Origin of the sequence: Nocardioides alkalitolerans, from assembly GCA_038184435.1 — a bacterium.
Taxonomy (GTDB): domain Bacteria; phylum Actinomycetota; class Actinomycetes; order Propionibacteriales; family Nocardioidaceae; genus Nocardioides; species Nocardioides alkalitolerans_A.
Window position 1 is genome coordinate 3,423,212 of record CP116227.1, and the last position, 25,160, is coordinate 3,448,371.

Sequence of the window (25,160 nt, forward strand, 5' to 3'; positions counted from 1 at the left end):
CCTCAGGGCAGAACGATCTCGGGCACGACGGCTCCCCGTCGCGGCCTCGTCGCCGCGCCCACACCGGGGCCGTCGACCTCCCACCTCTGCACAGGAGAACCGTCATGCGCGCACGCCTCGTCCCCACCCTCGTCGCCCTCGCCCTCGGCACCCTGGCCGTCGGCGGCACGGGCCTCGGAGCCAGCGCCGGAGTCGCGCCGAGCGCGAGCACGCCGTCGTACGACGCGGGGCCGATCACCCTCGACCCCGACGCCCCGCAGGGCGCCGCCCCCGGCATCGTGTGGGCGGACGGCACCACGATCCACCTCGAGGACGGCACGTCGTTCGTGCTGCCGGACGACGGCTTCGACACGGTGCTCGACGTGGAAGCGATCGGCGACCGCGTCGCCGTCACCCGCCACGACCCGTCCGTCGTGGCCTGGGCGCCACGCCTCTCGATCTTCGATCGCGCCGGCACCCAGCTCGGGTGGACCGGTCTCGGTGGGGCCTCCGACGGCGACCTCGTGGCGGACGACGCCCACGAGAAGGTGGCCGTGCTGCAGCGCGGTCAGGTCTCCGTGATCGAGGCCGGCCGCCCGACCTGGACCCGCCTCGACCTCCCGGCGGCCGACCCCGTCGGGGACACCCGGCGCATCGGCGCGGTCACCGGCACCTCCTGCGCCGAGGGTGACTGCCGGGTCTACGTCTCGAACGGCGACGTGAGCCACCGGCTCTCCCCGGGCCAGGCGCCGCGGTGGATGTGGACGCCTCAGACCCTCGTCGACGCCCGCGAGACGGCCGGCAACGACCAGCTGCTGGGCCTGCTCGACCGGGACGAGGAGGTCGACCCCGAGTTGCTCTTCTGGGGCATCACCGACGAGGACAACGCCCTCGCGTGGGGCCAGCAGGACTACGGCGTGCTGTCGTTCTCGCCCGACGGCAGCCTGGTGCTCGGCGACGACGCCTACCGCGACGGCGCCGGCTCCGGCACGCTCGCCTTCCTCGACAGCGCCACGGGCGAGCCGGTCACCGCGTTCGAGCCCGCGGACGGCTGGTGGGTCGCCGGCACCGCGTGGGAGGACGACGACCACGTGCTCGCGCAGCTCACCGACGCCGCCGACACGCTGGTGACGGTGCGCGTCGGCACCGACGGCTCGGTCGAGCACGTGCACACCGGTGGCTGGGACGTCGTGCTGGGCAGCTGACGCGGAGCCCGACTGGCATGGGGGCCGCCGACGCGGTGTGACCTTCGATAAGGTAAGCCTCACCTAAACTCGAATCCCTCGCGGGACCGAAGAACGAGGTTCAGCCCCCATGCCTGCTCCATCCCACTCCCTCGCACGTCGCGCCCGTGCCGCGGTCCTCACGATGATCGCCGTCGCCGGACTCGCCGGGTGCGGCGGCGATCCAGCCGACGCCCGTCAGGACTCCGCGGCGACCCGGACGGTCACGGACTACTTCGGCGAGGTCGAGGTTCCCGCCGAGCCGCGACGGGTCGTCGCCGCCGACCCGATCTCGCTGTCGCTCATGCTCTCGCTCGGCGTGGAGCCGGTCGCTGCTTCCTTCAACCCGCTCTCCCTGCCCGCGCACCTGAGCGGGGACGACACGGAGATCGAGAACATCGCGGGCGAGGAGGGCGGCTTCGACCCGAGCCTCGAAGGCATCCTCGCCCAGGAACCCGACCTCGTGATCGTCGCTGCCGGCTACGACGGCGAGGGCGACGACGCGTGGAACAAGGAGACCTACGACCGCATCGCCGCCACCGGCATCCCGACCTTCGGCTACGCCTACAACGACGGCGTCTCCCTCGAGGACGTCGACCACGGCCTCTCGGCGGTGGCCACGGCCCTCAACGAGGAGGCGACCGCCGCGACCGTGATGGGCGAGCTGACCGACCGGATGGAGGAGCTGCGCGAGCGGGTCGCCGCGGCGGGTCTCGCGGACGACCCTGTCTCCGCCGTGCGCCTCAGCGCCGACGGGCAGTACTCGGTCCGGGTCGGCACCGGCGAGAGCATCGCGTTCCGTGCGCTCGGCATGACGCAGCCCGAGGGTCAGCAGGACCCGAGCGCCTTCCGCATCGACCTGTCCGAGGAGAACCTGGGCGAGCTCGCCTCCGCGGACGCGCTGTTCGTCTACACCGACGAGGGCGCCGAGGCGGAGCGGGACGCCATCAGCTCCTCCCCGCTCTGGCCCACCCTGCCCGCCGTCCGGGACGACCGCGTCCACTGGGTGCTGGCCAGCGTCTGGAACGCGTCGGACCCGATCGGTCTCGGCATGATCCTCGACGACATCGAGATGCTCTTCATCGAGCCGGCCGAGCGCTGATCGCATGCCGACCACAACCTCGACGACCGGCTACCTCACCGCCCGGGTGCTGGAGGCCGCGCGACTCTCGCCGTCGTTTATCCGTGTCGTCCTCGCGGACACCGGCGACGGGCGCCCCGCGACGAGCGGGGTGCCCGACGAGATCGTGCACCTCTACTTCCCCGCCGCCGGGGAGAGCGCGCCGCCGCCGATGACGGAGGTCGACGGCGTGCTCGCCCACCACGACCCCGACGACGCCCGCGTCGCCCGGAACTACACGGTGCGCCGGTGGGAGCAGGGCCGCATCACCATCAACTTCGTCGACCACGGCACCGGGACCGCCGTCGAGTGGGCGCGGAGCGCACGTCCGGGCATGCAGCTCGGCGTCTGGGGCACGCGCGCCTGGTACCAGCCCCCCGCCGACACCCGGTGGATGCTGCTCGTCGCCGACCTCACCGGTGTGCCGGCGATGCTGCGGATCCTCGAGCAACTGCCGCTCGGTGTCGAGGCACGCGCGATCGCGGAGGTCGCCCACCCGGCCGACCGGCTCCCGACGGAGGGGCCGCACCAGGTCGACTGGCGCATCGCCGGCAATGGCCGCGCACCCTCCGTGCTCCCCACTGCGGCGGCGGAGTGGGACGCGCCGGACGGGCCCGGCTACGTGTGGTTCGCCGGTGAGGCCTCCGCCGGCCGGGCCATCCGCAAGCAGGTCCGCGGCCTCATCCCCTCCAGCCGCCAGGCCATCGTCGGCTACTGGCGGGACGACAAGGAGGCGTGGCTCGATCGCTACCAGCTCGTCTCCGACGACCTCATCGCCCGCTACGACGAGCTGTCGGGCGAGGGCCTGAGCGATGCCGAGGCCGAGCTCCGCTGGGACGAGATCCTCGAGCAGGCCGGGCTCTGAGGCGAGCTGCTCAGATCACGACGCCCACGTCGTCGCGCACGATCCGCTTCATCGCGCGCTCGGCCACCGCGGCGATCGTCATCGAGGGATTGCACGCCGCGGCCGTCCCCGGCAGCAGTGCACCGTCCAGCACGTACAGCCCCTTCTGCCCCAGCACCCGCCCCTCCAGGTCGCACGCCTCGCCCATGTTGACCCCACCGAGCGGGTGCCACGTCGAGGGCACGAGCGCGTTGGTGTCCACCAGCACCGACCCCAGCCCGGCGATCTGGTGCGCGCGGGGCGCGATCGCGCCGTACTGCACCGCGTGGTCGCCCTCGGGCAGCCAGCGGAGGTTGGCGGAGTCGGTGAGGCCGTCGTAGGCGAAGTGCCCGCGCGCGGCGCTCACCCCGTAGCCGACCATCATCGTGCTGCGCGGGTCGAGGTCGAGCCCGGCGATGCCGATGGGCGGGATCGACGCCTGGATGATCGTGGTGGCGCGCGCCGGGTCCGACCAGTCCTTGCTGCCGAAGACGACGGGGCCGCCCTGCGGCGTACCGAACCCGCGCAGCGGGTCCGACCACACGTAGATTCGGTCGGCGTTGGTGCCCCAGCCGCGGCCCACGGCGTCGGGGAGGTCGGGAATCGCGCCGGTCGCGGCGGCGCGCACGAGCATCTTGGTCGTACCGACGCTGCCGGCACCCATGACGAGCGTGGGCGCGGTGAGCACGACGGTCTCCTGGCGGGTGCCGCGGAGATCGGTGCGCGCGGCGGTCACCTCCCACTCCCCCGCCGCGGTCCGCGCGACGTCGGTGACGCGGTGGAGGAGGCGTACCTCGAGCAGGCCCGTCTCCTCGGCGGCCTTGAGGTAGGTGACGTCGAGGCTGTGCTTGCCGCCGTTGTTGGCGCCGAGCGCGCAGTCGCCGTTGGTGAACGACGGCGGCAGCTCGCCGCGCAGCTCCCGCAGCGCGAAGCTCCAATCGATCGGCATCGGGATCTTCTCGACGCTCTGGCCGGCGGCGAGGGCGCGCTCGCGGAAGGTGCGGGAGGCGCGGTACGGCGCGGAGGCGATCAGCTCGTCGGGCGCGGTGGCCAGGCGAAGCATGCGGGCGACCTCCGCGTAGTGCTCCGTCGCGAGCTCGTCGTAGTCCAGCCCCGCCGGGAACTCGTGCTCGAACACGGCACGGTCCGGCACGAGGCTCATCCCCTGGTAGGTGAGCGACCCGCCGCCGTACCCCACCCCGCTCATCACCGTCATCGTCGGGCTGGGGGTGGCGTTGAAGATGCCGGCGTACGGCGCGGGGCTGAGCGGCCGGCCGAACAGCTCGGGGGCCGAGCCGTAGAAGAGCGCCCGCTCGTCGAGCGTGGCGACGGTCGGGAAGGTGTTGCTGCCCGGGGCGACGGCCCAGCGGCGGCCCTGCTCGAGGAGGGTGACGGGTACGCCGGCCTGCGTCAACCGGAGCGCGGCGACCGCGCCGCCGAAGCCCGAGCCGATGATGACGACACGGCGGCGGTCGCGGCGGACGGGGACGGTGGCCCAGGCGGGGCGGGCGAGACCGGCGACGGCAGCCGCCGCGGTGGCGCCGCCGATGAGGGCGCGACGGGACAGAGCAGGCATGGAGGACCTCCCGAGAAGGGGCTCAGAGCACGCTTGTGCACCAGAAACCTGACAGGTGTCTCACTTGTCCGTCAAGGGTTCCCGGTCGATAAGGTCGCGTCATGAGTCGCCCGGAGGCCCAGCGCGCCGACGGACGACGGAGCCGCGAGGCGATCCTGAAAGCGGCCGAACGGCTGCTGCTGGCCGGCGAGGGGCTGAGCGTCAGCAGCCTCGCCCGGGAGGCGGGCCTGACCCGGGCGACGTTCTACCGCCACTTCCGCGGCACCGACGCCGTCCTCGACGCCCTCACCCGCTCCATCGCCGACACCGTGCTGCCGCAGCTGCTGGACGGCCTCGCCGAACTGCCCCTGTACGCCGCGCTCGACCGCCTCGCGCAGGAGGTCGTGGCGGTGGCGGAGGCGTATCGACACGTGCTCGCGAGTCAGCCGCATTCGATCGAGGACCTGGCGCGGTTGGTGGTGCCGGATGAGCCGATCGCTTCGTTCTTGGCTGAGCGGCGGGCGGCGGGGGAGCTCGATTCGTCGTTGACCGATGGGTGGTTGGCGCGGTGTGTGCGGGCGTTGTGCCTGGTGGCGATCGCCGATGGGCGGGCGGGGGAGGTCGTGGCTGTGGAGCTGGGTGGAGCGTTGCGGCGGTTGGTGGGGTGAGGGACGAACCTAACCCACGGGGCCTCTGTAGCTGACATGATCTGGCGATGGCCCCGACCAATCGGATGCGCGAACTTGCGATCCGTCATGCCGCGTTTGCCTGGCTCGATCAACAGCGGGCCGCCGGCAAGGAGACCTTCACGCAGGAGGACACCAGCGGGCTGCAGCTCGCTGGCGAGACCGTCCGCCTGATGCCGACGCAGCAGGGGATCTGGAAGCCGAGCAGTCTCGACGCTGCACTACGATGAGCGGTCGCGCGGTCGATCTCAGTCCTGAAAGCCCGCATCTGCCGAGCTTGGCGTCGAGCTTCAAGGACGGCCTTCTGCTTGCCTTCCGCCTCGGCTTGCGTGATCGAGTTGATCCGCAGCCTCCCCTCACTCGTCCATGACTTCATCAGGTTCTTGATCTCCTCCAGATTCTGGTAGATCTGGTGGAGATCGTCGCGCTCGATCAGGGAGTGCTTGTAGGGAAGTAGATCCAGTACGAGCGGAGGGTCCTCGTACTTCTTCGTCCATGCGACGTCCTCGTATGTAACGCAGGCGGTATATCCCAGCGGCGGGCCAGCAGTGGCATCCTTCGGGGAGAAGGACAGTCCCTCACCAAACGGGATCGACATGGTCCGGCCCGGCGCCAACATCGGAATTCCGCTCGCGTAGACGGCGAGTTCGTCGGGATCGGATGCGGGGATCCTGCAGTGGCTGATCGAAATGGATCCGCACGTTCATTGCCGGGCTGGCGCTGATGCTCCAGAGCGCGAACACAACCTCCCGGCCCTCGAACTCGAAGTCACTGAGCATATGGGACCGGTTCTGTTCTTTGCGAACCTTCTTCGCGTGCTGGACCTGCGCCCAGACCAATATGCCCGCGACGACCGCGACCAACAGCGCGCCCACCTGACCGAACGCGCCCCACTCCGCTGCGTGCCATGTCCGAGAATTCATTACGCGAACGTAACTGGCGGGTCCGACTCATTGGCCGATCACTCGTCGGTCGTCCCGCCGACTGCCGCAACCCCATCCTCAGCGTCGACGCCAACGCGGCCGAGGGCGATGCGGAAGCCATAGGCGCTCAACTGCCTGCCGTGCTGCATCAAGTTCAACTTGCTGAAGAACGGCAGCCACTCTCTTCCCGGACGATTCGAGTTCGCGACAACCGCATAGGTGACGCAGTAGCGAGACCGGTCCACTTCATCCGATCCCTTCGGCACAAGCTCGAGCCACTTCGCGCGCGCATCCACGTCGTCGAACTTGTCGATCGTCGTCCTGACCTCGTCGCGGAACGTGCCATCGCTGAAGAACGTGGCCGCGGAAACGCTGCCTTGGGCGAACAGGTGGCTCAAGGTTGCTGAGCGGGACTTGCGCTTGACGTGAATGAACTCTCCGTCCTGCGACAGCAGATCACAGAGTTCGATGCCGCTGGCAGCACCGCCGGGCCGCTTTATCTTGGCATCGAGACTGACCAACACTCCGCCCGATTCCTCGGCAACGCGCTTGTTGTAGACGCCCTCCTTCTCTCCGGCCTTTGACGGGGGCAGGGTGACGGTTGGCTCTGCAATCCGCTCGACGAAAAGATCGACATCCTCAACAAGTGATCCGCTCACTACAAACCACCTGCCCTCGATCAAGACGTAGAGCGCTTCCTCGACACGTTGTTCCGAGACGAGACACTTGTAGAGGCTCCACTTCGACTCGAATCTGTCGCTCCTCGCGTACCTGACTGAGACGCGCCGGTCCTTGATGCGTTCCAGGGTGAGCTCCGAACGCTCGTCACCGAGATCTGCCAGGTAGGCATGCAAGTCGAGGTCGTCGTACTCCTTCCTTCCGGCACCGGCGATCTTGAAGGCGTCGATGTCCTCCCAGTTGATGGGTTCCGGCACTGCCGTGTGAGTACTGACAGCACCCGCGCCGGAGAGTTCTTTGACCAACGCTTCGTCGAGCGATTCCAGGACTTTCGCGTCCTTGACGAGCATCAGCTGGTCAATCCATTCGAAGTCAGCCTTGTAGCCATCCTCCGCATACGCGATCAGCAGTTCCTCGCAAAGCGCCCCAAGGTCAGCGGCCTCGGTCTCGAGATTCAGTACCAGGCCGTCGGATCCCGACACCCGTTTGGCGAACGACTTGTCACGGGGCTCACCAGTGGCCGCGCGCAGGATGTCTCGACTCACGTCGACTCCGAAGGCAGGGAGTTCAGCGTTCTTGCTCACCTGCGTGGTCGTGGTGACGACCAGGTCCTCGAAGGCCTTGGTGTCCAGGCTTCGCAACTGTGTTGGATCAACTCGGTTGAGCGCGACCTTCAGGCCGAATCGGTGCTCAATCCGAGAAAGGTCTAGGAGGGACCGCCCAAAGCCGAAGGTGAATGCGAAGATCCGCCCTTCAACGCGGATGAGCAGCAGACCCGACGCGGAGGAAGAACGGACGTCACCAAGCGATCCGGTCACGATTGGCTCGATGAAGCCGACCCAAGGGGGCGTCCTGGGGACACTGGGCGCCCTGTAGAACCGACCATCAATACCGTGCTCCGCGGCCAACTCGAACTCCTCGGCATGCTTCTCGTCCGAGCGAGCCTCACTGAACTCCTGCACGCCCGCCTGCATGAGGTAGACGGTCAATCTTCTCGTCGCCACGCGGCCCTCCCTTCGCCTAGACCGGATCTCAAACCCCCCGGCGAGAATCTCCCACAGGCTGTGGCCTACGTCTCGGGAACCTGCCGTGACCCGTCCTAATGGTGGGCAAGGTTGTGAGTTGCTCCTTTGTGACGCCGCTTTTATTATGAGTGTCGCTGGCCTCAGTGAGACAGCAGCCGAACGATCACGTGCGGCCCGCCGAAGGGGTGCCCCGCTTCGCCTCGCTGACGGCCGCGACCGACGTCGCGTGCCCCCGATACCGGTCGACGGTCGGCGAGACCTACTGCGTGCGGTACGGTCACAAGTCGTTCTTCCCACACCCCGAGCGAGCCGCAATTTCTAGCCACTGAGCTGCGCGGCGCTGACCCGCCGGAACCACACGCGGCCGGTCGGGCGGGGGTTTCTTAGCTCGCGTCCGCGGCGATGAGTTCGGCCTGCTCAAGAACAAGCTCGATGGCCTTCTCCTCGAGGTCGGGCGGGTAGCCGTTGATGGCGAGCAGGCGCCGGACCTTCGATCGCATCCCAGCCTTGACCGACTCCTTGTAGTTCCAGTCGATCGTCACGGAATTGCGCACCGACCAGACGAGGTCGACGGAGATCTTCTTGAGTTTGTCATCACCGAGTTCGAGCACAGCAGCCTCGTTCTGAACGATGGCGTCATAAAACGCGGCTTCGGCCTCGCTCAGGCCGAGCTGCTCGTGCCGGTTGGACTGATCGCGCATCTCCTTGGCGAGCTTGACCAGCTCCGCGATGATCTCGGCCGTCGTGAGCGAGCGGTTGGTGTACTTGTTGATCGCCTCTTCCAGCTGCTCGGAGAACTTCCGCGACTGGACGAGGTTCGACCGCGAGACCGTCTTGATCCGGTCGTTGAGTATTCTCCGCAGCAGTCCGAGCTGGAGGTTGGGCTTGTCCTTATGCGCCAACGAGTCGAGGAACTCGTCGGAGAGGATCGAGATCTCAGGTGTCTCGACTCCGGCGAGCTTATAGATGTCGACGACCTCGTCGGCGGCGACTGCCTCGTTGACGAGCTGCCCGATCGCCGTGTCCACCTCGACGGCCCCGGAGCCGCCGCGACCCGAGTCGGGATTCAGGATCTTCATGATCGCTGCCCGCACGTCGGTGAAGAGCCGGACGTCATTGCGGATCGCACCGGCTTCCTCTCTCGCGCCAGCAAGCGCATAGACCTTCGCAAGAGCAAGAACCTGATCGAGGAAACGGCTCTGCCGGTCCAGGTCGGCCATCACGAAGTCGAGCACCTTGGCGTGCTCGGCGAGCCGCTGGCCCGCCGAGAGATCGGGTGAGGAGTCGTAGTCGCACCCATGCAGTAGCCCGCGCACGATGTCGTGCTTCTCGAGCATCGCGTCAACAAGCTCTTCGATGGGGACGCCGGCCTGGTCGCGGTCGGAGGGCGAGTACTCCACGAGCGCCTTCTGGAGGTTGGCGAAGACGCCGATGTAGTCGACGATCAGGCCGCCGGGCTTGTCGCGGAAGGTGCGGTTGACGCGGGCGATCGCCTGCATCAGTCCGGCGCCCTGCATGGTCTTATCAACGTACATGGTGTGCATCGACGGGGCGTCGAAGCCGGTGAGCCACATGTCGCGGACGATGACGATCTCGAGGGGGTCGTCAGGGTTCTTCGCGCGCGCCTTGAGATCGCGTCGCACGTCCTTGGACTGCAGGTGCGGCTGGAATGCCGGCGGGTCTGCGGCGGAACCGGTCATGACGACCTTGATCCGGCCGGCCATCGGGTCGTCGGAGTGCCAGTCGGGACGCAGGGCGACGATCTTCTCGTAGAGTCGTACGGCGATACGACGCGACATCGTCACGATCATCGCCTTGCCGAGCATCGCCTTGCGGCGCTCCTCCCAGTGCTGCACGATGTCGGCGGCGATGAGGTCGAGTCGGTCCTCGGCCCCGACGATGGCCTCGAGCCGGGCCCACTTGGACCTGGCCTTTCGCGCCTCTTCCTCCTCGACCTCGCTCGTGATCTCGTCGGCGAGCTCGTCGAGTGCACCCATGTCGGCCTCCGAAAGGGCGACCTTCGCGAGCCTGGACTCGTAGTAGATCTTGACCGTGGCCCCGTCTTCTACGGCACGGGTGAGGTCATAAACATCGATGTAGTCGCCGAAGACCGAGCGGGTGGATTTGTCGCCGGACTCGATAGGCGTGCCGGTGAACCCGAGGAAGGTCGCTCCCGGCAGCGCGTCGCGCATGTGCTTGGCGAGCCCGGCCTTGAGGGTGCCGTCGGCCGCCAGCGTCTCACCGAAGCCGTACTGCGAGCGGTGAGCCTCATCGGCGACCACCACCACGTTGCGCCGGTCGGTGAGGACGGGGTTGACGTCATCGCCGGCCAGCGGCGCGAACTTCTGCAGAGTGGTGAAGACGATGCCACCCGAGGCTCGCTGCAGCAGCGAGCGCAGGTCTGCTCGCGAGACGGCCTGAACCGGCTTCTCCGGAAGGATCGCTGCGGGCGCGAAGACCTCGCCGAACAGCTGGTCGTCCAGGTCGTTCCGGTCGGTGAGAAACACCAGGGTCGGGTTGCCCATCCGCGGGTCTCGCATCACCTTCGCGGCATAGAGGAGCATCTCGATGCTCTTGCCGGAGCCCTGCGTGTGCCAGACGACGCCGCCGCGGCGATCGCCGGTCGGCCCGGCGGCCTCGACGGTGGACTCGACGGCAGCATTGACGGCCCAGTACTGGTGGTACTTCGCGACCCGCTTCACCAGTCCGCCCGCCTCGTCGGAGAACACGACGAAGCTCTTCAGCAGGTCGAGGAACCTGGCCCGCTCGAACACACCCTTGAGCAACACCTCCAAGGCGGGCTTGTCGGTGACGACGTCACGGCCGTCGATGGTCTTCCACGGTGCGTAGTGCTCGAATGCGCCGGTGAAGGAGCTCATCGCGGCCGAGGTCCCGTCGGAGATGACCGTAACGGCGTTGGGCGTGAACACCGCGGGGATGTCGGTGCGGTAGGTCTGCACCTGGTTCCACGCGGTTCGGAGCGTCGCGTGCTCGGCTGCGGAGCTCTTCAGCTCGAGCAAGCCCAGGGGGATGCCGTTGACGTACACGAGTACGTCGGGTCGGCGGTTCCTGTTGCCGACGACGGTGACCTGGTTGACCGCGAGCCAGTCGTTGGCGTCAGGCTGGTCGAAGTCGACGAGCCGGACGTACGCCGTCCGGACCTGGCCGTCGGCGCCGCGGTGCTCGACTGGCACCCCGTCGACGAGCAGCCGGTGGACGCGGAGGTTCTCGGCAAGCTCGGATTGCGACTCGGCCCGGCGCAGGCGCTTGATGGCCTCATCCACCAGGTCGGTGTGATCGGGGTTGAGCCGTCGCCCGGCGGCACGGAGCCGGTCGAGCAGGTAGACCTCTTCCCACGAGGCCCGCTCCTCGGCCATGCCGCCGGGCCCGATGTTCGGGCCGAACTCGGTGACGTATCCGACCTCGCGGAGGTAGTCGAGGGCGGCGGCCTCGATCACCGCCTCGTCGAACCCGCTCACTGGCTCTCCGCGGTAGCGAGGAACTCGTTGAGTCGGGCGGCGATCAGCTCACGGCGTTGGGTGACGAACTTCTCGAAGCCCTCGGGCACGGCGTTCGTGTCATCGAAGACCACGAGCTGCTTTGCCAGCTGCTCCTTGGAGTACTTCGGGGCGTAGTCGGCCGGAGCCTTGGCGCTGATGTCCTTATTGGTCTTGGAGCTGATGAAGGCGAGGTTGGCGATGTCGTCGACGTCGCGGCCGTCGACGTCGGGCCGGGCCTTCTTCATGTACGCCTTGGGGAAGACGTGGTGGAACTCGATCTTGTCAGCGTGCCCGGCGAGCTTGGGGCTGATGAGCAGGTTGGTCGCCCAGTCCTTCGCGCCGTCGGCGCGGAACGCGAGGAACATGGTCTTGAAGGCTCCGCTGCGTGCGGTGCGACCGACCAGGTCTGCGGCGGTGAAGTCGAGGCGCCCGACCTGCTGGACGAGCCGCTGGTTGAGTGCGCCGATCCTGTCCTCCGACCGCAGGGCGGCGAGGTCCTGGTCGAGCAGCGTCTCGGTCGATCCCCGTGAGTAGTGCCCCTTTGCGTTGGCCAGGAGGAACCACTTTCGGAACGCCGCGGCGTCGTTGTCGGAGATCTTGTAGTCCAGCTGGGCGCCCCAGTAGGCGGTGGCGATCATCAGGAACGGCGACGAGAGTAGGGCGGGGCTGTCGACGCCGACGTTCTGCTGGGCGAAATTGACCGCGAAGTCCATCGCGCGCTTGGTGCGCTTCCAGCCGTCCTCCAGCGCCTGCTGGGTCAGCGATGCGACGGTGAGGAACCGGGACTGGCCGGTGATGATCGCGATGAGCGTCTTGAGGTGTACACCAAGGTCCAGATCGAAGCCCCTGTGCGCGACCTCGGCCTGGTAGGCGTTGAAGAGGGCGAGAGACCCGTTCCACTTCGCGGTGATCTGGGCGAGGGCCAGGTCGGAGCTGCGGAGCTTGGCGCCGAGGGAGTTGACCCGTACGAAGATCTCGGTCACTTCCTCATAGGACTTCGACGGTTCGAGGATGTCGACGCGGTAGGAGTAGTCGGCGATCGAGCGGAGCTGCTTGAGCCGTGCCGAGTAGCGCTCGTAGTTGGGGTCGTCGAAGCCGGTGACGCCGGCCGCCTTGAGCAGCTCTGAGTCGGACTTCTTGAACACGTCGGTCACCTTGACCCAGTTGGGCAGGGCGGCGACCTGGTTGCTGGCGACGACGAACGCCCGGCGGTTGACGCGCGTGATCAGGTCGGAGTCGACGTCGTCGGCGTCGTCGGCGTCCTCGTGGCTGTCGTTGTCCTCGGCCACCTCGGTGATGAAGGTGAGCTCGTCGGGGTGGTCGAGGTTGAAGAGGATCTCGACCGGGCGCTTGCGGTTCTTGACCGTCACCGGCTCACCACGCAGCACCGCCGAGAGCGAGGTGAGGCGCTGCTGGCCGTCGAGGAGGAGGAGTGGCGCAGCTGCGCCGTCAGTGGTGGTGTCGACAGCGAATGCGCGGGTCTCGACCTTGGCGGCGGGCTGCCAGGTCAGGATCACGCCGGAGGGGTACTCGCGGTAGAGCGAGTCCAGGAGGTCGCGCACCTTGGTGGAGGTCCAGACGTACTTGCGCTGCATCTCGGGCAGCTGCAGCTCGCCGCGCTCGATCTTGGCGACCAGTTCCCTGACCGGGTAGTCCGACTTCCCCACTCTGCCTCCCTCTACTCGGTCCCATCCTGTACGACGGCAGCGGTCTCCGGCTCGCGAATGCGACCAGAGAGCAGCTCCGGCAGGAGGGCATCGCGCAGCCCGCTAAGCCGCATGCTTTCTCCTCCGATCTGAAGCATGCAAACGAGCATCGGCTCAAGCGTTGCGTTGAGGTGCCGCGCAGAGTCGCCGTCGAGCGCGGGCCACGGCAGGTCGCGGAAGTTCGTGCTGTTGAGCCCGGGGATGGCGACGCCCGTGCCGCGCTTCCGCATCTCTAGGTCCATCCAAGGCGAGCGCAGAACCCAGTAGAGCAGCCCCTGAGAGATCCCCTCCGCTGCACGCACTCGATAGACATGCTCGTTGATCGTAGCGATAGCCGCCGGGAAGCCCTGACCGAAAGCGCTCACGTGGGGGATGAAGTTTCCCGGTCTTCCGCCGTCCTTGTAGACGAGCACGTCACCATCTTGGAGCCGTCCTCGCCTCATAGTTTCAACGAATTCCTCTGACACGCGCTTGAACGCAGTCGTGGCTATGACGCCCGCCGATTGGATGCTTTCTGCGCCCAAACTGATCACGCCAGTGTCGGAGGCTGCCACGCCACCCTTCGGGCGCGAGCCAGTCTCCAAGACTGCAGCAACGTCGCCCATACGCCGGTTGAGGACGTACTCGGGCGTTCCGGTCGCGTCCATGACGAGAGCTGATTCGAGGATTGTCGCTCCAAGCGCCTCCAACAAGGAAGTCGCCCGGCGGTTGGAATCGATCTTGTCGTTGATCGCTTCGAGAACGTTGACGATCATGTTTCGCTCGGGGGTCAGCGTCGGCACTGGATAGGAGAGGAAGTCCGCGCGACTCAGCGCTACGACCGCGCTGCCCGTCGCGCGGCCGGCGCAGTAGGCGCGATACGCAGGCGTCCTGAGCAACCAGTAGATGTACCGCTCAAAGGGAAGGTCGCGCTCGCGAAACACCAGGCGCACGGTGTCCTGGGTCAGCCGTCCCGCTGGCACGGACTCGGGCAGGCGAGCGATCGAGCCGATCATCTCCCCGTCCTTCGTTGCCCCTTTCAGCGAGACGAACAGATCTCCCGGCGCGAGCATCAGATCCGGCGGGCACTCGCCGCCATAGGTCTTGAAGTCATTGCGAAACCCGCCGCCTGGAACGATGGAGCCCAACCCGAGCAGAGCGGGTCCGGGTTGACCGACGAGCGCACCCTTGTAGGTCTTGCCGCGGATCAGATCGACGTAGTCGCCGAGAACGGCCACGTCACTCAACTCCAAGGTTCGACATGCCACGGCGGATCTCTTCCTCCAGGTCCCGCCCGCGGTCGAACTCCGCGTACAGCTCCTTAGTGAGCCGGAGGATCTTGTCGGCGATCGGCTCGTCGTCGGCTACGGCCTCCTCGACGCCGACGTATCGACCGGGAGTGAGGACGAAGTCGTGGGCCTTGATCTCCTCCAGGCTGGCGGCCTTTGCGAAACCCGGGACGTCCTCGTAGGTCTCGACGGGCTCGACCACCGGGGAGGAGGGCTTGTTGCGCCAGCGGTGGTAAGTGTCGGCGATCCGTGCGATGTCGGTTTCGTCGAGGACGCGGAGGCGTCGGGTCTCCATCCGGCCGAGCTTGCGGGCGTCGATGAACAGCACCTCGCCGTGGCGGTCGCGGTGGCCGTTGCCGTGGCGCTCCTTGGAGACGAACCAGAGGCTGACCGGGATGCCGGTGTTGAAGAAGAGCCGGTCGGGCATCGCGACGATGCAGTCGACCAGGTCGGCCTCGACCAGTTTGCGCCGGATGTCGCCCTCCCCTCCGGACTTCGACGACAGCGACCCGTTGGCGAGGACGAACCCGGCGGTGCCCTTCGGGGAGAGGTGGTGCACGAAGTGCTGGACCCAGGCGAAGTTCGCGTTGCCGGCCGGCGGGGTGCCGTACTTCCAGCGGGGGTCGTCGGCGAGCTTGGCGTCCCACCAGTTCGAGACGTTGAACGGCGGGTTGGCGAGGATGAAGTCGGCACGCAGGTCGGGGTGGAGGTCGGCGGTGAAAGTGTCAGCGGAGCGTTCGCCGAGGTCGGCCTCGATGCCGCGCAGGGCGAGGTTCATCTTGGCCAGTCGCCAGGTGGCGTCGGTGTACTCCTGGCCGTAGACGGAGATCTTGTCGGTGCTGCCGCCGTGGGCCTTCACGAACTCGGCCGACTGGACAAACATGCCGCCCGATCCGCAGGCGGGGTCGTAGACGCGGCCCTCGAACGGCTCGAGCATCTCGACGAGCGTCTTGACCACGCTGCGGGGGGTGTAGAACGCGCCGGCGTCCTTGCCCGTCTCCTTGCCGGCGAACTGGCCGAGGAAGTATTCGTAGACCCGCCCCAGGACGTCGTCGGAGCCGTGGTCGTCGGTCTCGGTGAAACCGATGGAGCCGATCAGGTCGACGAGCTGGCCGAGGCGGCCCTTGTCGAGCCCTTCGCGTCCGTAGTTGCGCGGGAGGACGCCGCGGATGACGGGGTTCTCCTTCTCGATCAGGTCCATCGCGGCGTCGATGTCGGTGCCAATGGTCGGCAGCTTCGCCCGGTCCTGGATCGCTTTCCAGCGAGCCTCCTCCGGCACCCAGAAGACGTTCTTGGACCGGTACTCGTCGCGCACCTCGAGGAAGTCCGCGATGCGGTTCTCGGGCATCCTGTCTGCGACGAGCTCCGCTTCCAGTTCGCGACGGCGGGCCTCGAACCGGTCGGAGATGTACTTCAGGAAGACCAGGCCGAGGACGACGTGCTTGTACTCGCTCGGTTCCTGGTTGCCGCGCAGCGCGTCGGCCGCATCCCACAGCCGCTGCTCAAGCGACTTGGTCGGCTTCGCCGGCTTGCTCTTCGCCGCCGGCTTCGGCCTGGCGGCTGGGGGCGCGGCCTCGGCGCGTGCTGCCTTCGGCTGAGACGGAGCGTCCGCCTTGCCCGCGTCGACCTGCCGCCGGACGGCTCCACCCCGCCCACGCCCGAGTGCGATCTCATCCGTCGCGAGCAGCAGCGCCTTCGCGGCGTCGTACCGCTTCTCGCTCTTCCAGCCGAACTCGGTGCGGGCGCGTTGGTTGCCCATGGTCGAGCCGTCGTCCGGGAGGACTTCCCACAGCGCCTCGGCATCGAGGGAGACCTTGGTCCGGCTGACCCGCCCGCCCTCGACCACCAGATGACCGCTCTCGACCAAGAGCTCGAGGTTCTCCTCGCCCAGCCTCGAGGCCAGTGGCCCTCGGTTCTTCAGCTCCCCCGGTTGCATCTCGATCAGCTCGTTCCACACGTCGTCCGGGATGGGCATGATCCACATCTTCGGCCATGGCTCCGGCGGAAATCACGGGACCCGGGAATCCCCGTTGAGTCTTTCCCCCGCCAGTCCCCCACAGGAGCCGATCAGGGAAACGTTCCATCGGCCTCGAAATGACAGAAACCGCAGGCTGACCTGCGGTTTCAGTGAGTGGAGCCTAGGGGACTCGAACCCCTAACCCCCTGCTTGCAAAGCAGGTGCGCTACCAATTGCGCCAAGGCCCCTTCACGCGTCGTACCGACGCGCTCACACCGCAGCTGCGGCGCGAAACAACAAACTACTTGGACACCGGGTCCGTCGCCTCAGCCCACAGCGCCTGCTCGGCCTTGCTCTCGTCCATCTTCTTCTTGGCCAGGAGCACCCCGCCGACGGCGAGCAGCGTGACGATGATCTTCTTCATGGACTCCAGGCCTCCTGAGCAGGTCGAACGACGTCCGAGGCTACCCCACCCGACTGACCGGTGACGCACCACCCGTTCGGGCCTACGCTGCGTGTGCCACGTCACATGCCACTGGCAAAGGCCACGCCCCAGAACCGCCTCGGGAGAACACGATGAAGAAGCTCCTCCGCGCCGCATGCGCGCTCACCCTCGGCCTCGCGACCGTCGCGGCCGGCTCCGGGACGACCGCGCAGGCCGCGGCCCCGACGTACCGCGAGGGCAACCTCGCCACTGCCGTCGCCAACTTCTTCGCGAGCCCGGCCTACCTGCCCGGCGTGAACAATTGGAATTGCGCGCCAAGCCCGGAGCACCCCGAGCCCGTCATCCTGCAGCACGCGACCTTCGTCAACTTCGGCTCCAACTTCGTGAAGCTCGCGCCGCGGCTGCTCAACGAGGGGTACTGCGTCTACGCCCAGAACTACGGCATGACCCTCTCCTCCTTCGGCCGCGTCGGCGGCCTCGGCGCGGTCGAGAAGTCGGTCGCCTCCTTCGGCGCGTTCGTCGACCAGGTGCGCACCCGCACGGGCTCCGCGAAGGTCGACGTCGTCGGCCACAGCCAGGGCGGGCTGATCGCCTACGCCTACATCAAGTCCGGCGGCGCGCAGAAGATCGACGACTACATCGCATGGGGCGGCAGCCAGAACGGCACCACCCTCAACGGCATCGCCACCCTCGGCCAGTCGCTCCGCCTCCTCGGCTTCGCGGAGGGCTTCGCCGGCCTCCTCCAGGCACCCGGCGTCACCGACCAGGCCCGCGGCAGCCGCTTCATGAACCAGTTCCTCGCCGACCCGACCGTCCCCGCGGGTCCGGACTACCTGACGATCCAGACGCGGTACGACACCGTCGTCACGCCCTACGCCACGCAGTCCATCCCGGGCGCCGAGAACGTCGTGCTCCAGGACCTGTGCGCCGACGACCGTGTCGGCCACGTCGGGCTGTTCCTCGACGAGCCCACCCTGCAGCTCACCGTCAACGCGCTCAACGACGGCCCCGAGGGCTTCCAGCCCGAGTGCCGCGGCTACGGCCCCGCGCTCTGAGCTGAGACCACAGTCGGCGAGGGCGCTCAGCGCTCCCTGAGCGCCTTCGCCGGCAGGTCCTCCACCGCGACGTACCCCTCGTCCACCAGCCGCCGCAGGAACCGGGCCACCGTGAAGCGTCGACGCTTAGGGTCCCGCACCTCGACCGTCGGCACCTCGTCCCGTGTCACCAGCCGCGGCCACCACGGCACCCCGAGCACGCGCCGCCGCTCCCGCAGCTCGATCCGGTAGCGGAACACCTGCGCCGGCGTCCCCGGGGGCGAGTGCGCGTAGACCTGCAGGAAGTACGGCGCCGGCAGCTCCGGCAGGTCGAACTCCCGCGACGGCACCACGCTCACCCGACGCAGCCTAGGGCGTGTCACGCGATTCCGGCAGGATGGCCGCATGACCGAATGGGACGCCTTCACCGACGATCTCCTCGCCGCGCTGCGCACCGTCGGCGACCGCGTCTTCCTCATCGTCTCCGCGCGGGGCGACGACCTCGCCTACGTCCAGTTCGCCGGCGGTCCCGACGACATCGCTGCCGAGGCCTCCGGCGCCCACCCCGGCGCCCGCACCGGTCTCCTCGCCGACCACGGCTGGCAGCCGCCGCGCCGCGGCGAGACCAACTGGCTGTCGCCGCTCCTCGTGCCCGCCACCACCGCCGACCTCCACACCCTCGCCGCGCGCTGCGTCGCCGCGCTCCGCGTGACCTACGGCGTGAAGTCCCCCGCCGACCTCAGCTACCGCGCCTGGCGCGAGCCCCAGCCCGCGCCCCGGGGCGTCACGTGGCCGGAGAAGCGCTTCGACGACCTCGATCCCGGCGAGGACCCCCTGCGGTTCCCCGACCTCGAGCCCGACCGCGCGGTGCCCTCGGCCCCCACCGAGGCGGAGCGCGCGTCCTGGAAGGCCATGGATCCCGCCGACGTGGTCCGCGTGCTCGACCACTGGGCGACGCAGGCGTGGCCGCTCGCGGAGGACGCGGCGTACGACGTCGCCACCCAGCTCGGCTGGGACATCGAGGTGGAGGACGGCGGGCGGTACGTCGTCAACCGGGCCGACGGCCTCACCCTCCCCGACGTGTCGATCGAGAAGCGCCGGGGCCAGCTCAGCCGCGTGCGGCTGTGGACCACCGACGCCCTCCGCACCGTCTCCCGCGAGTCCGTCGCCTTCCTCGGGGACGCGTTCGCGGCATCCGCCGCAGCCGGTACGACGCGCTGGGGCCCCGCGACGGACGCCGAGGCCCGCCGGGACGACCCCGTGAGCCGCAAGCGGCACTGGACCCTGCCGAACGGAGCCCGCATCGGGCTCAGCCTGTCCGCGAAGAGCGTCACCGCCGAGGTCATGAGCCCGCAGGGCGTCGCGTGGCAGGAGCAGGACGACGACAACTACTACGCCGGCTACTGACGCATCCCGCGCCGTACCCCCGGACTGGCCCGGGAACTGTGCAGCTGGGACAGCCCGCACGCGATCCGGGACGCACCAGGCGCACATTTCGGCCCCCCCCCGCGCCGTACCCCGGGTCGCACGAGAAATCACGAACGCCCCGCGGAGATCCGCGGGGCGTTCGTCGTGGGTGGGCCTAACAGGACTTGAACCTGTGACCTCTTCCTTATCAGGGAAGCGCTCTAACCGTCTGAGCTATAGGCCCGTGGCTGGTGCCGGGGGAACACTACTAGAGCCCCACGGCACCGCCAAAACCGGGTGAACTCGCTGCTCAGCGCTCCTCGGCGAGGGTCACGTCGATGCCGCCGAGCAGCGCCGCCGCGAGGTTGTAGAGGAACGCGCCGAGGGTCGCCATGGCGGTGATGAGCACGACGTCGACGGCCGCGATGAGCAGCGTCAGGCCCATGACGCGGGACATGCCCACGTAGCCCTCGATGTCGAAGCTGTCCGCGTCGGAGCCCACCACGTCGGCGATCGTCGAGTTGATGGAGTCCCACACACCGGCGGCGTCGAGGACGGTCCAGACGATGAAGACGGAGACGACCGTGACGATCGCGAACGCGATCGACAGCAGGAACGCCGTCTTCATCACCGACCACGGGTCGATGTGGGTCAGGCGCAGCCGCGCCCGGCGAACGCGCCGCTTCTGCCGCGCCGCCGCAGCCGTGCCGGCAGCCGTCGAGCCGCCGGTCGAGGTTGCGGTCGAGCCTGCGCCCTGGCCGGAGCCGGAGCCGGCAGCGCCAGCACCCGGGCCGACCGGGTTCGGCCGCACGGCCGTCCCGGTGCGGGAGTCGTCGGTCATCACGCCTCGCCTTCAGTTGCGTCCACGTCGGGCTCGTCGGTGCCCTCGCTGGTAGCGATTGTTGCATCCGCCGCCCCGTCGGCCACCGGCTCCGCCGTCGCGGCGCTCTCCACCGGGTCGTCGGTGACCGGCTCGCCGGCCTCCGGCGCCTCGATGCCGCTCTCCTCGAGGACCTCCTCGGCGCGGGCCTCGACCGACCGCGCGACCACGGCCACGGCGTCGCCCGACTTCGGCGTCACGAACTTCACGCCCATCGTCGAGCGGCCCGTCACGCGGAAGTCGTCGTTGATGGGGCTGCGCACGACCTGGCCGGTCTGGGTGATCGAGAGGACCTCGTCGCCCTCCTCCACGATGAACGCGCCGACGAGGCCGCCGCGGTCCTCGTTGGCCAGCGCCATCGCCTTGATGCCGAGGCCGCCACGGGACTGCGTGCGGTACTCGCTGATGCGCGTGCGCTTCGCGAAGCCGCCGTCGGTGATCGTGAAGACGTACTGCTCCTTCACGCCCGGCAGCGCCCCCGGCTCGGTCGACTCGCCGGCGGCCTCCGCGGCAGCGGCCGCGGCCTCCTCCGCCTCGACCTGCGAGGAGCGGATGACCGACATCGACAGCGTCTGGTCGCCCTCACGGAACTTCATGCCCGTCACGCCCGACGTCGCGCGCCCCATCGGCCGCAGCTGGCTGTCGTCGGCCGGGAAGCGGATCGCCTGGCCCTTGCGGGACACGAGCAGGATCTCGTCACGGTCGTCCACCAGCTCGGCGCCGATGAGCTCGTCGTCGTCCTCGCGGAAGTTGATCGCGATGACGCCGGCCTGCCGCGGGGAGTTGTAGTCGCCGAGCCGCGTCTTCTTCACAAGCCCGTTCCGCGTGGCCAGCACGAGGTACGGCGCCTGGTCGTAGTCGCGGATCGCCAGCACCTGGGCGATCTCCTCGTCGGGCTGGAAGCTCAGGAGTCCGGCCACGTGGCCGCCCTTCGCGTCGCGGCTCGCCTCGGGCAGGTTGTAGACCTTCGTGCGGTAGACCCGACCGGCCGTCGTGAAGAACAGCAGCCAGTGGTGGCTCGTCGTCGCGATGAAGTGCTCCACGACGTCGTCGCCCCGCAGGGACGCGCCGCGCACGCCCTTGCCGCCGCGCTTCTGCAGCCGGTACTGGTCCGCCCGCGTGCGCTTGGCGTACCCGCCGCGCGTGATCGTGACGACCTGGTCCTCGTCGGGGATCAGGTCCTCCATCGACATGTCGCCGGCGGCCGCGATGATCTGCGTGCGGCGGTCGTCGCCGTACTTCTCCACCAGCGCCGCGACCTCCTCGGCGATGATCTCGCGCTGCCGCAGCTCGCTCGCGAGGATCGCCTCGAGCTCGGCGATGATCCGCTCGAGCTCGGCCAGGCGGTCGATGATCCGCTGGCGCTGCAGCGCGGCCAGCTGGCGCAGCTGCATCGCGAGGATGTGGTCGGCCTGGATCTCGTCGACGTCGAGCAGCTCGATGAGCCCCTGCCGCGCCTCCGCCACGTCGGGGGAGCGCCGGATGAGGGCGATGACCTCGTCGAGCGCGTCGAGCGCCTTGACGAGACCACGCTGCAGGTGCGCGTCCTCCTCCGCCTTGCGGAGGCGATACCGCGTACGCCGCTGGATGACCTCGATCTGGTGGGCCACCCAGTTCGAGATGAACGCGTCGAGGCTCAGCGTGCGGGGCACGCCGTCGACGAGCGCCAGCATGTTGGCGCTGAAGTTGGTCTGCAGCTCGGTGTGCTTGAGCAGGTTGTTGAGGACCACCCGCGCCACGGCATCGCGCTTCAGCACGACGACGATGCGCTGGCCCACGCGGGACGACGTCTCGTTGCGGACGTCCGCGATGCCCTGGACCTTGCCGGCGTCGGCCAGCTCGGCCATCTTCATGAGCAGGTTGTCGGGGTTCACCATGTAGGGCAGGTCGGTGATGACCAGCACGGTGCGGCCCGACTTGTCCTCGTCGACCTCGATGATCGCCCGCTGGGTGATCGAGCCGCGGCCCGTGCGGTAGGCCTGCTCGATGCCCTCCTTGCCGACGATGAGCGCGCCGTTGGGGAAGTCGGGGCCCTTGATCCGGTCGAGGAGCGCGTCGAGCAGCTCCTCGCGGGTCGCGTCGGGGTGGTCGAGCGCCCACTTCGCGCCCTCGGCCACCTCGCGGAGGTTGTGGGGCGGGATGTTGGTCGCCATGCCGACCGCGATGCCGGCCGAGCCGTTGACCAGCAGGTTGGGGAACCGCGACGGGAGGATGGAGGGCTCCATCGTCTTGCCGTCGTAGTTCGGCACCATGTCGACGGTGTCCTCGTCGATGCCGCGCACCATCTCCATGGCGAGCGGCGCCATCCGGCACTCCGTGTACCGCATCGCGGCCGCGGGGTCGTTGCCCGGCGAGCCGAAGTTGCCCTGGCCGTTGACGAGCGGGTTGCGCATGACCCACGGCTGCGCGAGGCGCACGAGGGTGTCGTAGATCGCCGAGTCGCCGTGGGGGTGGTAGTTACCCATGACGTCACCGACGACGCGCGCGCACTTGTTGAAGCCGCGGTCGGGACGGTAGCCCCCGTCGTACATCGCGTAGAGCACGCGGCGGTGCACCGGCTTGAGGCCGTCGCGCACGTCGGGCAGCGCGCGCCCGACGATGACCGCCATCGCGTAGTCGATGTAGGACCGCTTCATCGACTCCTGCAGGTCGATGGGCCGCACCCGCGGGTCGGACCCGTCGGGGCCCTCGGGGCCACCGGTCAGGTCCGTGGGGATCTCGGTCACGATTGCTCTCTCTCCGTGTTGCTGGCGATGTCCAGGACTGGTGCGGCGCGGCCCGATGCGGGCCGGTCACGCCGACCAGGGCCTAGATGTCGAGGAAGCGGACGTCCTTGGCGTTGCGCTGGATGAACGAGCGGCGCTGCTCGACGTCCTCGCCCATGAGGATCGAGAAGATCTCGTCCGCCTGGGCCGCGTCCTCCAGCGTCACCTGCAGCAGCACCCGGTTGTCGGGGTCGAGCGTCGTCTCCCACAGCTCGTCGGCGTTCATCTCGCCGAGACCCTTGTAGCGCTGGATGGCCGACTCCTTGGGCAGCTTCTTGCCGCTGGCCTGGCCGTCGCGCAGCACGGCGTCGCGCTCGGCGTCGGAGTAGACGTACTCGTGCTCGTGGGGCTTGTTCCACTTGATCCGGTAGAGCGGCGGCTGCGCCAGGTAGACGTACCCACCCTCGATCAGCGGCCGCATGAACCGGAACAGCAGCGTCAGCAGCAGCGTGTTGATGTGGTGGCCGTCGACGTCGGCGTCGGCCATCAGCACGATCTTGTGGTAGCGCAGCTTGGCCGGGTCGAACTCGTCGTTCACGCCCGTGCCGAGCGCCGAGATGATCGCCTGGACCTCCTGGTTGGCCAGGACCTTGTCGATGCGCGCCTTCTCGACGTTGAGGATCTTGCCGCGGATCGGGAGGATCGCCTGGATGCGGTTCTCCCGGCCCATGACGGCCGAGCCGCCGGCGGAGTCGCCCTCGACGATGAAGACCTCGCACTCCTCGGGGTTGCGCGAGCTGCAGTCACGCAGCTTGCCCGGGAGACCGCCGCCGCCCAGCAGGCCCTTGCGGTTGCGGGCCAGGTCGCGGGCCTTGCGGGCCGCGACGCGGGCGGACGCCGCCGCCATGGCCTTGCGGACGATGTCCTTGCCCTGCGCCGGGTTCTGCTCCAGCCAGGCCCCGAGCTGGTCGTTGACGACCGACTGCACGAAGCCCTTGGCCTCGGTGTTGCCGAGCTTGGCCTTCGTCTGGCCCTCGAACTGCGGGTTGGAGATCTTGAGGCTGATGATGGCGGTCAGGCCCTCGCGGATGTCGTCACCCGTGAGCCGGTCCTCCGGCTTCTTGATGAGGCCCCACTCGGCGCCCCAGCGGTTGACCAGCGTGGTGAGCGCCGCCCGGAAGCCCTCCTCGTGCGTGCCGCCCTCGGGGGTGTTGATCGTGTTGGCGAACGTGTGGACGGACTCGTTGTACGACGAGACCTGCCACTGCATCGCGAGCTCGAGGCTCATCGGGTTGGGCGCGTCGTCCCCGGTCTCCGCCTCGGCGGCGATGATCGGGCTGACGGGGGTCTTCCGCCGGTTGAGGAAGTCGACGTAGTCGGCCAGGCCGCGGTCGTACTGGAACACCTGCTCCAGCGCCTTCACCCCGTCGACCTCGGCCACGTGCAGGTCGGCCGCGCTCGTCTCCGCGAGGTCGTCCTCGGCGCCCGTGCCGCCCGCGACCGCCTCGGCCAGCTCGTCGGCCTGGGGGCGGGCGTCGCGCAGCTCGATGCGCAGGCCCTTGTTGAGGAACGCGGTCTCCCGGAAGCGGGTGGTGATCGTCTCGAGCCGGTACTCCGTCGTCTCGAACACGTCGGGGGAGGCGAACCAGGTGACGGTCGTGCCCGTCGCCTCACCCTCCTCCAGCGGCCGCACCTGGCGCAGCGGGTAGTCCGGCACACCGGCCGAGAACTCCTGCTCCCAGACGTGGCCCCGGTTTTTGATCTCGAGGCGCAGCGACGAGGACAGCGCGTTGACCACCGACGAGCCGACGCCGTGCAGACCGCCCGACACCTTGTAGCCGCCGCCGCCGAACTTGCCGCCCGCGTGGAGCACGGTGAGCGCGAGCGTCGCCGCCGGGAGGTCCTGGCCCGGTGCCGTGTCGGTCGGGATGCCGCGGCCGTTGTCGGAGACGCTGACCGAGCCGTCGGCGTTGAGCGTCACCTTGATGGTGTCGCAGTATCCCGCGAGGGCCTCGTCGACCGCGTTGTCCACGATCTCCCAGATGAGGTGGTGCAGGCCGCGCTCACCGGTCGACCCGATGTACATGCCCGGGCGCTTGCGGACCGCCTCGAGGCCCTCGAGCACCTGGATGGCGGAGGCGTCGTAGGCCCCCTCCTCCACCAGGGAGGAGGAGACCTTCTCGGCC

Annotated in this window: 19 protein-coding genes and 2 tRNA genes; 7 read left to right on the plus strand and 14 right to left on the minus strand. The window is 68.6% G+C overall.

Annotation, left to right across the window (positions count from 1 at the left end; translation table 11 throughout):
* The first annotated feature begins 104 nt into the window (after positions 1-104).
* The 3 genes from PIR53_16315 to PIR53_16325 all read left to right on the plus strand — a co-directional run bounded on the left by PIR53_16315 (position 105) and on the right by PIR53_16325 (position 3,187).
* The gene (locus tag PIR53_16315) at positions 105-1,184 is read left to right on the plus strand and encodes a hypothetical protein (GenBank protein WZH51574.1); all 1,080 of its coding nucleotides are present in this window, start codon (positions 105-107) and stop codon (positions 1,182-1,184) included.
* Between the two features lie 109 nt (positions 1,185-1,293).
* Complete coding sequence (locus tag PIR53_16320) at positions 1,294-2,304, plus strand: ABC transporter substrate-binding protein (GenBank protein WZH51575.1); 1,011 nt, start codon at positions 1,294-1,296, stop codon at positions 2,302-2,304.
* Between the two features lie 4 nt (positions 2,305-2,308).
* Entirely contained in the window at positions 2,309-3,187 is an 879-nt protein-coding gene (locus PIR53_16325; GenBank protein ID WZH51576.1) for a siderophore-interacting protein, read from the plus strand.
* Positions 3,188-3,197: 10 nt separating this feature from the next.
* On the opposite strand, the gene PIR53_16330 is transcribed toward PIR53_16325, so the two are convergent.
* Positions 3,198-4,781, minus strand: coding sequence for a GMC oxidoreductase (locus tag PIR53_16330; GenBank protein WZH51577.1), 1,584 nt, complete (start codon positions 4,779-4,781; stop codon positions 3,198-3,200).
* Positions 4,782-4,882: 101 nt separating this feature from the next.
* Between PIR53_16330 and PIR53_16335 the strand changes: the two genes are divergently transcribed.
* Both PIR53_16335 and PIR53_16340 read left to right on the plus strand, forming a co-directional pair.
* Complete coding sequence (locus tag PIR53_16335) at positions 4,883-5,428, plus strand: helix-turn-helix domain containing protein (GenBank protein ID WZH51578.1); 546 nt, start codon at positions 4,883-4,885, stop codon at positions 5,426-5,428.
* A gap of 47 nt (positions 5,429-5,475) precedes the next feature.
* Positions 5,476-5,676, plus strand: a complete 201-nt coding sequence (locus PIR53_16340) for a hypothetical protein (GenBank protein ID WZH51579.1) — start codon at positions 5,476-5,478, stop codon at positions 5,674-5,676.
* 348 nt (positions 5,677-6,024) lie between these two features.
* Here PIR53_16340 and PIR53_16345 read toward each other — a convergent pair whose 3' ends face one another.
* The 8 genes from PIR53_16345 to PIR53_16380 form a co-directional block, all read right to left on the minus strand.
* Complete coding sequence (locus PIR53_16345; GenBank protein ID WZH51580.1) at positions 6,025-6,321, minus strand: hypothetical protein; 297 nt, start codon at positions 6,319-6,321, stop codon at positions 6,025-6,027.
* Between the two features lie 86 nt (positions 6,322-6,407).
* Positions 6,408-8,036: a TIGR04141 family sporadically distributed protein gene (locus tag PIR53_16350; protein ID WZH51581.1), complete on the minus strand. Its 1,629-nt coding sequence runs from the start codon at positions 8,034-8,036 to the stop codon at positions 6,408-6,410.
* A gap of 419 nt (positions 8,037-8,455) precedes the next feature.
* On the minus strand, positions 8,456-11,551 hold the full coding sequence (locus tag PIR53_16355) for a type I restriction endonuclease subunit R (protein ID WZH51582.1): 3,096 nt from the start codon (positions 11,549-11,551) through the stop codon (positions 8,456-8,458).
* A complete protein-coding gene (locus PIR53_16360) occupies positions 11,548-13,239 on the minus strand; it encodes a DUF262 domain-containing protein (protein ID WZH51583.1) in 1,692 nt (563 codons plus the stop codon). The genes PIR53_16355 and PIR53_16360 overlap by 4 nt, the downstream gene beginning before the upstream one ends.
* An 11-nt stretch (positions 13,240-13,250) precedes the next feature.
* A complete protein-coding gene (locus tag PIR53_16365) occupies positions 13,251-14,495 on the minus strand; it encodes a hypothetical protein (protein WZH51584.1) in 1,245 nt (414 codons plus the stop codon).
* A gap of 1 nt (position 14,496) precedes the next feature.
* Positions 14,497-16,521 (minus strand): class I SAM-dependent DNA methyltransferase, encoded by a 2,025-nt coding sequence (locus PIR53_16370; protein WZH51585.1) that lies wholly within the window; start codon positions 16,519-16,521, stop codon positions 14,497-14,499.
* A gap of 157 nt (positions 16,522-16,678) precedes the next feature.
* A tRNA-Ala gene (locus PIR53_16375) sits at positions 16,679-16,751 on the minus strand.
* 53 nt (positions 16,752-16,804) lie between these two features.
* Positions 16,805-16,927: a DLW-39 family protein gene (locus PIR53_16380; protein WZH51586.1), complete on the minus strand. Its 123-nt coding sequence runs from the start codon at positions 16,925-16,927 to the stop codon at positions 16,805-16,807.
* Positions 16,928-17,079: 152 nt separating this feature from the next.
* Here PIR53_16380 and PIR53_16385 point away from each other — a divergent pair, with 152 nt between their 5' ends.
* Positions 17,080-18,003: an alpha/beta fold hydrolase gene (locus tag PIR53_16385; GenBank protein ID WZH51587.1), complete on the plus strand. Its 924-nt coding sequence runs from the start codon at positions 17,080-17,082 to the stop codon at positions 18,001-18,003.
* A 26-nt stretch (positions 18,004-18,029) separates the two neighbouring features.
* Here the strand turns inward: PIR53_16385 and PIR53_16390 are convergent, their stop codons facing one another.
* Positions 18,030-18,341, minus strand: coding sequence for a hypothetical protein (locus PIR53_16390; GenBank protein ID WZH51588.1), 312 nt, complete (start codon positions 18,339-18,341; stop codon positions 18,030-18,032).
* A gap of 46 nt (positions 18,342-18,387) precedes the next feature.
* On the opposite strand from PIR53_16390, the gene PIR53_16395 reads away from it, so the two are divergent.
* A complete protein-coding gene (locus PIR53_16395; GenBank protein WZH51589.1) occupies positions 18,388-19,389 on the plus strand; it encodes a DUF6301 family protein in 1,002 nt (333 codons plus the stop codon).
* A gap of 170 nt (positions 19,390-19,559) precedes the next feature.
* On the opposite strand, the gene PIR53_16400 is transcribed toward PIR53_16395, so the two are convergent.
* From PIR53_16400 to gyrB, 4 genes are all read right to left on the minus strand, one after another.
* A tRNA-Ile gene (locus tag PIR53_16400) sits at positions 19,560-19,633 on the minus strand.
* Between the two features lie 66 nt (positions 19,634-19,699).
* Complete coding sequence (locus PIR53_16405) at positions 19,700-20,230, minus strand: DUF3566 domain-containing protein (protein WZH51590.1); 531 nt, start codon at positions 20,228-20,230, stop codon at positions 19,700-19,702.
* The gene (gene gyrA / locus PIR53_16410) at positions 20,230-22,995 is read right to left on the minus strand and encodes a DNA gyrase subunit A (GenBank protein WZH51591.1); all 2,766 of its coding nucleotides are present in this window, start codon (positions 22,993-22,995) and stop codon (positions 20,230-20,232) included. The genes PIR53_16405 and gyrA overlap by 1 nt, the downstream gene beginning before the upstream one ends.
* Positions 22,996-23,077: 82 nt before the next feature.
* Complete coding sequence (gene gyrB / locus PIR53_16415) at positions 23,078-25,135, minus strand: DNA topoisomerase (ATP-hydrolyzing) subunit B (GenBank protein WZH54469.1); 2,058 nt, start codon at positions 25,133-25,135, stop codon at positions 23,078-23,080.
* Positions 25,136-25,160: the final 25 nt, after the last annotated feature.

What these genes read in the sequence shown, in the direction of transcription:
- PIR53_16315 (WZH51574.1), top strand. Translation starts at nt 105, where the DNA reads ATGCGCGCACGCCTCGTCCCCACCCTCGTCGCCCTCGCCCTCGGCACC.
- PIR53_16320 (WZH51575.1), top strand. Translation starts at nt 1,294, where the DNA reads ATGCCTGCTCCATCCCACTCCCTCGCACGTCGCGCCCGTGCCGCGGTC.
- PIR53_16325 (WZH51576.1), top strand. Translation starts at nt 2,309, where the DNA reads ATGCCGACCACAACCTCGACGACCGGCTACCTCACCGCCCGGGTGCTG.
- PIR53_16330 (WZH51577.1), bottom strand. Translation starts at nt 4,781, where the DNA reads ATGCCTGCTCTGTCCCGTCGCGCCCTCATCGGCGGCGCCACCGCGGCG.
- PIR53_16335 (WZH51578.1), top strand. Translation starts at nt 4,883, where the DNA reads ATGAGTCGCCCGGAGGCCCAGCGCGCCGACGGACGACGGAGCCGCGAG.
- PIR53_16340 (WZH51579.1), top strand. Translation starts at nt 5,476, where the DNA reads ATGGCCCCGACCAATCGGATGCGCGAACTTGCGATCCGTCATGCCGCG.
- PIR53_16370 (WZH51585.1), bottom strand. Translation starts at nt 16,521, where the DNA reads ATGCCCATCCCGGACGACGTGTGGAACGAGCTGATCGAGATGCAACCG.
- PIR53_16380 (WZH51586.1), bottom strand. Translation starts at nt 16,927, where the DNA reads ATGAAGAAGATCATCGTCACGCTGCTCGCCGTCGGCGGGGTGCTCCTG.
- PIR53_16385 (WZH51587.1), top strand. Translation starts at nt 17,080, where the DNA reads ATGAAGAAGCTCCTCCGCGCCGCATGCGCGCTCACCCTCGGCCTCGCG.
- PIR53_16395 (WZH51589.1), top strand. Translation starts at nt 18,388, where the DNA reads ATGACCGAATGGGACGCCTTCACCGACGATCTCCTCGCCGCGCTGCGC.
- PIR53_16405 (WZH51590.1), bottom strand. Translation starts at nt 20,230, where the DNA reads ATGACCGACGACTCCCGCACCGGGACGGCCGTGCGGCCGAACCCGGTC.